This window comes from Dietzia sp. DQ11-38-2, assembly GCF_014145055.1.
Lineage (GTDB): Bacteria > Actinomycetota > Actinomycetes > Mycobacteriales > Mycobacteriaceae > Dietzia.
This window is the reverse complement of the sequence record NZ_JAALDW010000003.1, coordinates 1-9,148: the sequence shown is the minus strand read 5'-3', so window position 1 is coordinate 9,148 and position 9,148 is coordinate 1. Positions and strand designations below refer to the sequence as shown.

9 protein-coding genes are annotated in these 9,148 nt (G+C 70.1%); 5 read left to right on the top strand and 4 right to left on the bottom strand.

Going from position 1 to position 9,148, the window contains the following annotated elements:
* The 3 genes from G6026_RS00135 to G6026_RS00125 form a co-directional block, all read right to left on the bottom strand.
* On the bottom strand, nucleotides 1–1,506 hold a 1,506-nt coding region (locus G6026_RS00135; RefSeq protein WP_182611888.1), incomplete at its 3' end, for a PEP/pyruvate-binding domain-containing protein.
* Nucleotides 1,503–2,501, bottom strand: coding sequence for a TIGR03617 family F420-dependent LLM class oxidoreductase (locus G6026_RS00130; protein ID WP_182611887.1), 999 nt, complete (start codon nucleotides 2,499–2,501; stop codon nucleotides 1,503–1,505). The genes G6026_RS00135 and G6026_RS00130, both read right to left, overlap by 4 nt.
* Entirely contained in the window at nucleotides 2,498–3,670 is a 1,173-nt protein-coding gene (locus tag G6026_RS00125; RefSeq protein WP_182611886.1) for a hypothetical protein, read from the bottom strand. Before G6026_RS00125 ends, G6026_RS00130 begins: the two co-directional genes overlap by 4 nt.
* A 51-nt stretch (nucleotides 3,671–3,721) precedes the next feature.
* Between G6026_RS00125 and G6026_RS00120 the strand changes: the two genes are divergently transcribed.
* The gene (locus G6026_RS00120; RefSeq protein ID WP_107757750.1) at nucleotides 3,722–4,342 is read left to right on the top strand and encodes a TetR/AcrR family transcriptional regulator; all 621 of its coding nucleotides are present in this window, start codon (nucleotides 3,722–3,724) and stop codon (nucleotides 4,340–4,342) included.
* A gap of 21 nt (nucleotides 4,343–4,363) precedes the next feature.
* Here the strand turns inward: G6026_RS00120 and G6026_RS00115 are convergent, their stop codons facing one another.
* Nucleotides 4,364–5,173 (bottom strand): adenylate/guanylate cyclase domain-containing protein, encoded by an 810-nt coding sequence (locus tag G6026_RS00115; RefSeq protein ID WP_182611885.1) that lies wholly within the window; start codon nucleotides 5,171–5,173, stop codon nucleotides 4,364–4,366.
* 163 nt (nucleotides 5,174–5,336) lie between these two features.
* Between G6026_RS00115 and G6026_RS00110 the strand changes: the two genes are divergently transcribed.
* From G6026_RS00110 to cysA, 4 genes are read left to right on the top strand one after another with little or no spacing between them, the layout of a single operon-like run.
* Nucleotides 5,337–6,365 carry a sulfate ABC transporter substrate-binding protein gene (locus tag G6026_RS00110; protein WP_107757749.1) on the top strand — a complete coding sequence of 343 codons (1,029 nt, stop codon included), beginning with the start codon at nucleotides 5,337–5,339 and terminating at the stop codon, nucleotides 6,363–6,365.
* A 2-nt stretch (nucleotides 6,366–6,367) separates the two neighbouring features.
* Nucleotides 6,368–7,237, top strand: a complete 870-nt coding sequence (locus tag G6026_RS00105) for an ABC transporter permease subunit (RefSeq protein WP_182611884.1) — start codon at nucleotides 6,368–6,370, stop codon at nucleotides 7,235–7,237.
* Nucleotides 7,230–8,123, top strand: coding sequence for a sulfate ABC transporter permease subunit (locus G6026_RS00100; protein ID WP_182611883.1), 894 nt, complete (start codon nucleotides 7,230–7,232; stop codon nucleotides 8,121–8,123). The genes G6026_RS00105 and G6026_RS00100 overlap by 8 nt, the downstream gene beginning before the upstream one ends.
* Nucleotides 8,113–9,123 (top strand): sulfate ABC transporter ATP-binding protein, encoded by a 1,011-nt coding sequence (gene cysA, locus G6026_RS00095; protein WP_182611882.1) that lies wholly within the window; start codon nucleotides 8,113–8,115, stop codon nucleotides 9,121–9,123. The genes G6026_RS00100 and cysA overlap by 11 nt, the downstream gene beginning before the upstream one ends.
* Nucleotides 9,124–9,148: the final 25 nt, after the last annotated feature.

Sequence of the window (9,148 nt, the reverse complement as noted above, 5' to 3'; positions counted from 1 at the left end):
GGCGGCTGCGGGATCGGCGGCGAGGGCGCGGACCACCGCGTCCAGCTGCTCCAGCATGACCGCGCTCTCCACATCGGAGGCGCCGGCCATGAGCCGCGCCGCGTCGGTGCGACCCGAGTCCTCCCCCCGGCCGGCCTTGACCGCTCGCGAGATCAGCACGCTCTCGAGGATGTTGGCGGCGACCGCGGCGCGTGAGGAGGACCGCACGTGGGTCAACGTGACGTCGCAGTAGAGCTCGATCCCGGCCTCCAACTGCTCCATCACCCGCCGCGGGTCGTCGTCGGTCGGGACCCGCCAGTCGGTGATCCGCCCCGGCAGTCTGCGGATGGCGGGTCCGGCGGACAGCGCGTGGGAGGACAGGCGGATGGTGTTGGTGAGCCGGCGCAGGAACGGCTTGGGCGGCTTGGGGACCAGCTCGTCGACCACCCGCCCGCAGATCGAGGTGGAGAACTGCTCGAGCGAGTTGCCCACGATGCCCGAGCTCAGCGCCGTCCCCTCGGTGAGGTTGAGGAACATGTGCCCGGAGAAGTATCCCACCTGGAGCCAGGGTCGGTCGTAGCTCGGTTGGGCGCGGGCCACCACCTGGATCTGCTGCATGGCGTAGTCGATCGCGAACCCCGAGACCGACGCCGTCAGGGGACAGAACGCCCCCGGCATCATCTCGCCGATGTTGCAGCGCGTATAGACGTGGTCCTCACCGGCCAGCGGCGAGTCCATCTCCGCGAGGTCCGCGGGAAGCGTGGTGACGGGCCTGGCCTGCAGCCACCAGAGCCTGCCGTCCCGGTCGATCGCCCACTCCAGGTCCATCGATCGGCCCCAGTGCTGCTCAGCGCGCTGGGCGCCCGACCTGATCGCTGCGATCTCGTCCGGGGACAGGACCGCCTCGTCGTCGTACTCGCGGAGGGCCACCCGGCCGGCGGAATCCAGGATCAGGTGGTCAGGTGACGCCGATCCGTCGACCAGCGCCTCACCCAGGCCGGGAACCGCGTCGATGACCATGAGGTCGCGCCGGCCGCTGGTGGGGTCCGCGGTGAACACCACGCCGGCGGCGCGTGCGTCCACCATCTGCTGGACCACCAGGTGCATGGCCGGCGGGCCGGTGGCCGTGCTGGTGTCCGCCGGAACGGACCCGGTGGCGGTCGCCGGATCGGCACGGTAGGACGACGCGCGGCCCGAGCCGACGGACGCCACACACGTGCGCACCGCGTCGGCGAAATCCTCTGCCGACTCCACGCCCAGCACCGTGTCGTACTGTCCGGCGAACGAGTGGTCCCCGCCGTCCTCTCCGGCCGCCGAGGACCTCACGGCCACCGGCGTCGCGCCGGCGTCGGCCATGCGGTCGAACCACCGGGAGAGGTCGACGACGACGAGGTCCGCCGACGCGTCCGCGATGACGAAACCGTGGGGGACGTCCAGGCCGAGACGCCGGAGTCCTGCCAGACCCGCGGCCTTCCCGCCGTAGCGGTCGTCAGTGACCTCGTCGAACTCGACCACCGTCGGCGTCATCGCCCGCCCCCCAGCGCGTCGACGATCTCGGCCAACGCATCGGTGGCGATGGGACCGGTCTGATAGAGGCAGAGCCGGTCCGACACCCCGTCCACCCGGTCGCGGATGTGCGCGGCCACCTCGGCCGGGGTTCCGCAAGCGGCGATGGTGTGCAGGATCTCGTCGCTGATCAACGACGTCATCTCCTGCCATCGGCCCTGTTTGGACATGGCGTTGAGCTCGGGCTGCAGATCGCCCCAGCCGTGGGCATCGAGCACCGGCTTGTACGCGGGGGTGGAACCGTAGAACGCCAGCAACCGGCGGGTGGACACGTGGTCGTCGTCCCGTCCGGCGGCCACGGACACGATCACCTCGGGCACCACCTCGAAGTCGTCCTCACGGCGACCGGCGGCGGCGAGTCCCGCGCGCACGGCCGGCATCGTCGACTCACGGAGGAACTTCGTGGACCCGAACGGCATCACCAGGAGGCCGTCGGCCACCTGCGCGGTGGCCCGGGTCAGCCGGGGCCCGAGCGCGCCGAGGTAGATGGGCGGCGGGCCGTACGGGTTGGGTCCGGGCACGAAGGTGGGTGTCATGAGGGTGTGGCGGTAGTACTCCCCCCGGAAATCCAGGCACTCACCGGTCTCCCAGGTGGCGAAGACGGCCCGCAGAGCCCCCACCAGTTCCGTCATGCGCTCGACGGGGTGATCGAACTCGGTTCCGTAGCGCTTCTCGATCTGCGCCCGCACCTGCGTACCCAACCCCAGGACGAACCGGCCCTCGCTGAGCAGCTGCAGGTCGTAGGCCTGGTGGGCCAGCTGGACGGGGTTGCGGGGAAAGCCGATCGCGACGTTGGACATCACGTCCAGGCCCCGGACCTGGGACGCCAGCACCAGGGGGGTGAACACGTCGTGCGGGCCCTCGAAGGTGAACACCCCGGACGCACCGGCCTCCCTGAGCGCTGCCGAACGGTCGACGGCGTCCGTGGGGCCGAAGAGCGCGGTCATGACCTTCACGCCGGAGTCCCGTCCCGCGAGGCCGACCCCTCGTCGGTGTCCGGACCCGACCCCGTGCCCGCACCGTCGGTCCAGTCCGTGAACCCCGACGGGTGGTGGGGCCCGATCACGCCGTGCTCGAACAGTCCCGCGCCCTCGTGGGTCGATCCGTCCGCCTCCGTGCACACGGCGCGACCGACGTGGTCGATCAGGCTGAACGCCGCGCCGGCCATCACCTGGGGGTCGGTCAGGTCGAAGCTCACCCGCTCGGTGAAGCCCTCGCCCTTCCAGCTGCCGTGAGCCCAGGAGGAGTCGCCGCCGTACCCGGAACCGAACGCGATGGGGGCGAACAACTTCGACTCCACGTCGAGTCGGAACCGGTCACCCGCGCGGTTCATGAACTCGACGTGGACGCCCGTCGGGATCCGGGTGCCGACGCGGTAGTCCACGTCCACGCGCACGCCGTCGAGCTGCTCCACCCGGCCGTCCCGCCAGCGCCGCGTGCAGTCGTAGAGGCTGCGGTGACCGTCGGGGTCCTCCTGGATTATGAGGAACAACTGGTACTCGTCGAACGCCAGGGGCAGATAGAGCCACCACATCCCGCGGAACGCCGTGTCGGGCCGCCCGGCGGGTTCGGGTTCGCCCACCGGACGGATGCCCCACGAGCGGTCCCGGGCGGCCACCGAGGAGGAGTGCGTGACCTCGAGCCGCTCGCCGTCGACCTCGATCCACCCGTCCCACGAGCCGAGTTGCGCGAAGCGGCTGGCCTGGAGGGTGACCCGCCGGTCGGTGAGCATCGAGTGCGGTTCCTCCATGGCCGCGGGGAACAGTCCCCGCCAGGTCAGGTCGGCGGCGATGCCCTCGGTCGGCTCCAGTGTGAGCCGCAGTTCCTGGAGTGGCTCGATCACCTCGAGCCGGTACCCGCCGACGTGAGGCGTGAGGCGGTCGTCGTCGATCGCGTCGCTGAGGTGCACCGCGGTCTGCGTATCACCCCGGCGGACCACGACGTAGGCGTCCTTGACGCCCAGGCGCGGGTAGTAGCCGATGCCGGTGAGCGCCATGAATCGGCCCTCGCGGTCGAGCACGTTGAAGTAGGACCGATCGTAGAAGTTCCGGTCGGACGTGGCCGGCCAGTTCACCGGCGCGTGCGTCTGGTGGATCGGGTACTCGTCGAGCGGGCTGAGGGTCACGGGGCTCTCCCTACAATACGATGCACACTGCATTGGAACTATGGTGGGTTCATGACAGCAGACGCGCGCGCGGTTGGTGGGGAATCGGCCAAGTCCGCCGGGGGTCGCCCAGGTGCCGGGCGCCCTCGCGACAGCCGGATCGACACCGCCGTCATCGCCGCCACCAGGGAGCTGATCTGCGAGACGGGCTACCCCGCGCTGTCGCTCTCGGCGATCGCCGCGCGCGCGGGAACCACCACCGCGTCCATCTACCGGCGATGGTCGGGCAAGGCGCAGCTCGTCCACGAGGCGGTCCTGGACGCGGAGGCGATACCCGCGCCGGGCGGCTCCGGTGATCTCCGCGACGACATCAGGGTCCTCGTCGAGACGATCCGGGACCTGTTCGACAGGCCCGAGGTGCGGGTCGCGCTACCGGGCCTGATCGCCGACACCGTCGCCGACCCCGAGCTCCACGGCCAGATGATCGCCCGGCTGGCCGGGAACCTGACCGCGTTCGAGTCGCGGTTCGGACAGGGGCGCCGCGGTGGTGATCAGCTGCCCATGCTGGCCGAGGTGGTGGCCGGCACCGCGATCTTCCGCATCCTCGTGCGCCGGGACGCCGCACTCGACGACACCTGGGTGACCGAGATGACCGAGTTGATCACCGGAAGGTGGCCCGGATCAGCCGGATAGCGGTGGCTCGGGAGCGGGGGCTCAACGTAGGCGCGGGACCGCGGTGTAGACGGCGACCTCCTCGGGGATCCCCTTGGCCCGGGCGAGCGGGAAACTCCGCTTGCGGCGCGCCGACACCCTGGACTCGTCCAGCCCGGGGAGGGTGGTCTCGCTGACCAGGATCTCGTCGGCACCCGCCTTCTCGGCCAGCCTGGCGGCGATGTTGACGTCCACGCCGAGGTAGTCGCCACCGATCAGACGTGGGGTGCCGGTGTGGATGCCGGCCCGGATGCGGGGCCGCATCCCGGAGACCTCCACCGGGTCGAGCCCTTCGGAGCAGGCCACGACCGCGTCGAAGGCCAGCTGTGGGGACGGGAACACGGCCATGAGCCCGTCCCCGAGACGTTTGACCACGTGCCCGCGGTGGGCTTTCACCTGCGGCTCGGTGGCAGACGCCACCTCTCTCAGCAGGCGTAGAGCATCCTCGTCCCCCGCTCGCATGGCCCAGTTGGAAAAGCCCACGAGGTCGGTGAAGACGATGGTCACCTCACTCCCGCTGCCGCTCCTGCCGGATCGTTGGGTCAGCGCGTGCCACACCTGGAGCCCGCCCAGGGACAACTCCCGCGACGCGGTGGGTTGCTCGTCGAACAGACTGCCGGCCACGCGGGCGATCGTGCCCGCGCTGTCCCGGCCCGCGGCCGAGAGCGGATCCCCGAAACCCGAGTCGCCGGGCAGGGCCCGCCGGATCCGGCGCAACGCCTCGACGGTGGAAGGGTGTCTGTTGACGTCGCGGGCGCCCGCTGCGATCCGCGCCGCGGACGCGCGCGCCCGGTCCCACCGAGGGTTCGACATGCTCACGAGGGTAACCGGACCGGCCCGGGCCCACGCGCGCCACCTGTGGCTCCCGCCCGCGCGGTTTGCGTCACGGTGAACAAAACAGTTCAGCCTTCGCACGCAGAGTCGTTAGCTTTCTCTTCTGTTGCCGACCGGCAACACCGGCGAAAGTGGACACGACATGAGCAACAGACGAACCCTCTCGAGGCTGGGTATCGGCTTCCTGGGCGTGGGGTTGACCGCCGCGCTCGTCGCGGGCTGTGGGGGGACGGCGTCCGGGGACGAACTCTCGATCGTCGGCTTCGCCGTGCCCGCGGAGGGCAACGCCGCGGTGCAGGAGGCGTTCGCCGAGACCCCGGACGGCGAGGGGGTCTCCTGGCTCACCTCCTACGGCGCATCGGGCGACCAGTCGCGGGCCGTGGCCAACGGCCAGCCCGCCGACGTCGTCCACTTCTCCGTGGAACCCGATGTCACCCGGCTCGTCGACGCCGGGCTGGTCGACCAGGAATGGAACTCAGGGCCACACAACGGATTCCTCACCGACTCCGTCGTGGTGCTGGTGGTGCGCGAGGGTAACCCGAAGAACATCACCGACTGGGAGGACCTGGCCCGCGAGGACGTCGAGATCGTCACCCCCAACCCCGGATCCTCGGGCGCCGCGCGGTGGAACATTCTCGCGGCGTGGGCGTCGGTACTGCAGAAGGGCGGGACGGAGGAGGAGGCCGCGAAGTTCGTCGAGTCCGTGATCGGCAACGTCGCCGCGTTCCCCGGTTCGGGCCGCGATGCCACCACGGCGTTCCTCGACGGCACCGGAGACGTCCTGATCTCGTATGAGAACGAGGCGATCCTCGGCAGACAGCAGGGTGAGGAGTACGAGTACATCGTCCCGGACCGAAACCTTCTCATCGAGAACCCGGCGGCCGTCACCGTCTCCGCGCCGGGGACCGCGCAGGCGTTCCTGGATTACGCCCTGAGCCCGGAGGGTCAGGCGATCTACGCGCAGTACGGTTTCCGTCCCCTGCGTCACCTGGCGGACCAGGTGGAGATCGGTCAGGTCGACGGCGCGACGGATCCCGCGGACCCGTTCCCGGAGATCACCGAGCTCTACACGGTCGATGGTGACTTCGACGGGTGGACGCAGGTCGTCGACACCTACTTCGACGACGACGGGATCATCACCCGGATCATCCAGAGTTCCGGTCTGAACTGACGATGGCCACCGTCCTCACACCGACGACCACTCCGGCGCCACCGCCTCCGGGGTCTGCCCCCCGGAGGCGGTGGCGCGCCGCGCGCACCACCCTCACCCGACCGGCCGGCGTCGCGCTGGGCGTGTCGGTGCTGTGGTTCAGCCTGCTGGTGCTCATCCCGCTGGCCCTGGTCGTGATCTCCGCCGCTGAGGGGGGTTGGGAGACCTTCCGGAGCACCCTGACCAACGTCCAGACCGCCAACGCCATCCGCCTGACCCTGTTCTCCGCACTCGCAGCGACGGGGGTCAACATGGTGGTGGGCACCTTGATCGCCTGGGTCCTGGTCCGCGACAGGTTCCCCGGCAAGCGGGTGATCGAGTTGGTGATCGACATCCCCTTCGCCCTGCCCTCCCTGGTCGCCGGGTTGGTGCTGTTGAGCCTCTACGGGCCGAACAGTCCGATGGGCCTGACCATCGCGGGGACCCCGTACTCGGTCTTCCTGGCGGTGTTGTTCGTGACTCTGCCCTTCGTGGTGCGCACCGTGGAGCCGGTCCTGCTCGAGCTCGACCCGCAGGTGGAGCAGGCCGCCCGGTCCCTCGGCGCGTCCCGGGCCGAGACGTTCCGTCGCATCGTCCTGCCCACCCTGACGCCGGCCATCGCCGCCGGGGCCACCCTGTCCTTCGCGCGGGGGGTCGGGGAGTTCGGAGCGTTGGTGCTGTTCACCGGTAACCGACCCAACATCTCCGAGGGCGCGCCGATCCGCATCCAGAGCTACATCGAGATAGATAACGTGGCCGCCGCCGCCACTGTCGCGGTGGTCCTGCTCGCTGTGGCGCTCCTGGCCATCGCGATCCTCGATGTCATCTCACGGAGGGTGGCGCGCCATGGCTGAGCGGACCGATCAGAGACCGTCCACCCCGACCGCGGGCATCGACGACCCGACCGCTGTGCCCGTTCGTCGGCTCCGGCCGGTGTCGCCGTGGGCGGGTGTCCGCCTCGCCGTCGTCGTCACCTATCTCTTCCTCCTGGTCGGCTGGCCGCTGCTGATGATCGGCCAGCGGACCTTCTTCGACGGCTCCAACCACCTGGTCTCCGCGCTGCAGAATCCCTCCGTGCAGCACGCCCTGCTCATCACCCTGTCCAGTGCACTGTGGGCGGTGGCGCTCAACACGGTCTTCGGGATCACCCTGGGGATCCTGCTGGTGCGTCACGAGTTCCCCGGGAAGCGACTGCTGAGCTCCTTCATGGACCTGCCGGTGTCCGTCTCGCCGATCATCGTGGGCCTGGCGTTGCTGTTGGCCTACGGTCCCGCGCACGGGTGGCTCGGCCGACCGCTGGCCGAGATCGGCATCTCGGTGGTCTTCTCCTACACCGGCATCGTCCTGGCCGTCACCTTCGTCTCCCTGCCACTCGTCCTGCGCGCCGTGGTGCCCGTACTCCGGGAGATCGGCGACGACCAGGAGACCGCCGCGCGCAGCCTGGGGGCCTCGGGGCGGCAGGTCCTGTGGCGGATCACCCTGCCGGCGATCAAGTGGGCCGTCGCGTACGGCGTGGTGCTCACCTTCGCCCGCGCGATCGGGGAGTTCGGCGCGGTGCTGATCGTCTCCGGCGGCATCGTCAACCGCACCGAAACGGCGACGATCGCCGTGCAGCGGCTCCACCAGGGCTTCGATACGGGAAGCTCGTACGCCATCGGCTTCCTGCTCGCACTCATCGCCGTGGCGGCACTGGTGATCGTCATGATCCTTCGACCGAAAGAGGGCCCCAGTGGGGATTGAGATCTCAGGCGTCAGCAAGCGGTACGGGGACTTCGTCGCACTCGACGACGTCACCCTCTCCGCACCCTCCGGCGGGCTCACCGCGTTGCTCGGACCATCCGGCTCGGGCAAGACCACGCTGCTGCAGATCCTCGGCGGTCTGGAGAACGCGGACCGTGGCACGGTCGAGATCGACGGCCGAGACACCACCCACGTGCCGGCACAGAAGCGGAACGTCGGCTTCGTGTTCCAGCACTACGCCGCCTTCAAGCACCTGACGGTGGCCAGGAACGTGGCCTTCGGGCTGGAGATCCGCAAGGTCCCGAAGCCGGAGATCCGGCGGCGCGTCGACGAGTTGCTGCACCTGGTCCAGCTCGCCCAGTTCGGCGACCGGCTCCCGGCCCAGCTCTCCGGCGGACAACGCCAGAGGATGGCGTTGGCCCGGGCACTGGCGATCGAACCCAGTGTCCTGCTGCTCGACGAACCGTTCGGGGCGCTGGACGCCAAGGTCCGCAAAGAACTGCGCGACTGGCTGCGCCGGCTCCACGACGAGGTCCACGTCACCTCGGTGTTCGTCACCCACGATCAGGAGGAGGCCCTCGAGGTGGCTGACACCATCGTGGTGATCAACCACGGCCGGGTCGAGCAGATCGGCACTCCGGAACAGCTGTACGACCACCCGGCCAACGAGTTCGTCTTCGGTTTCCTGGGTCCCGTCACCAGGCTGGGAGGGGTCCTCCTGCGTCCGCATGACGTGCTGGTGTCCCGCGGCCCCGAGTCCGGTGGCGTGCCCGGGCGGGTCGTCCGCTGGAGGCGGGTCGGGTTCGAGATCCGCTACGAGGTGGAGCTCGACGACGCGCCCGGCGCGGAGCGGGTCCACGGGCAGCTCACCCGCACCGAGGCCACCGCGACCGGGATCGGAGCCGGGGACCGGGTGTGGGTCCGCGCCCACCCGGGTGCCGACGTGCTGCGGGAGCCGGCGGCGGCCCCGGTGCGGGACGTCGTGCACGTCCGGGGTTGACCCACCACGTGGCAGACCTGCTGGA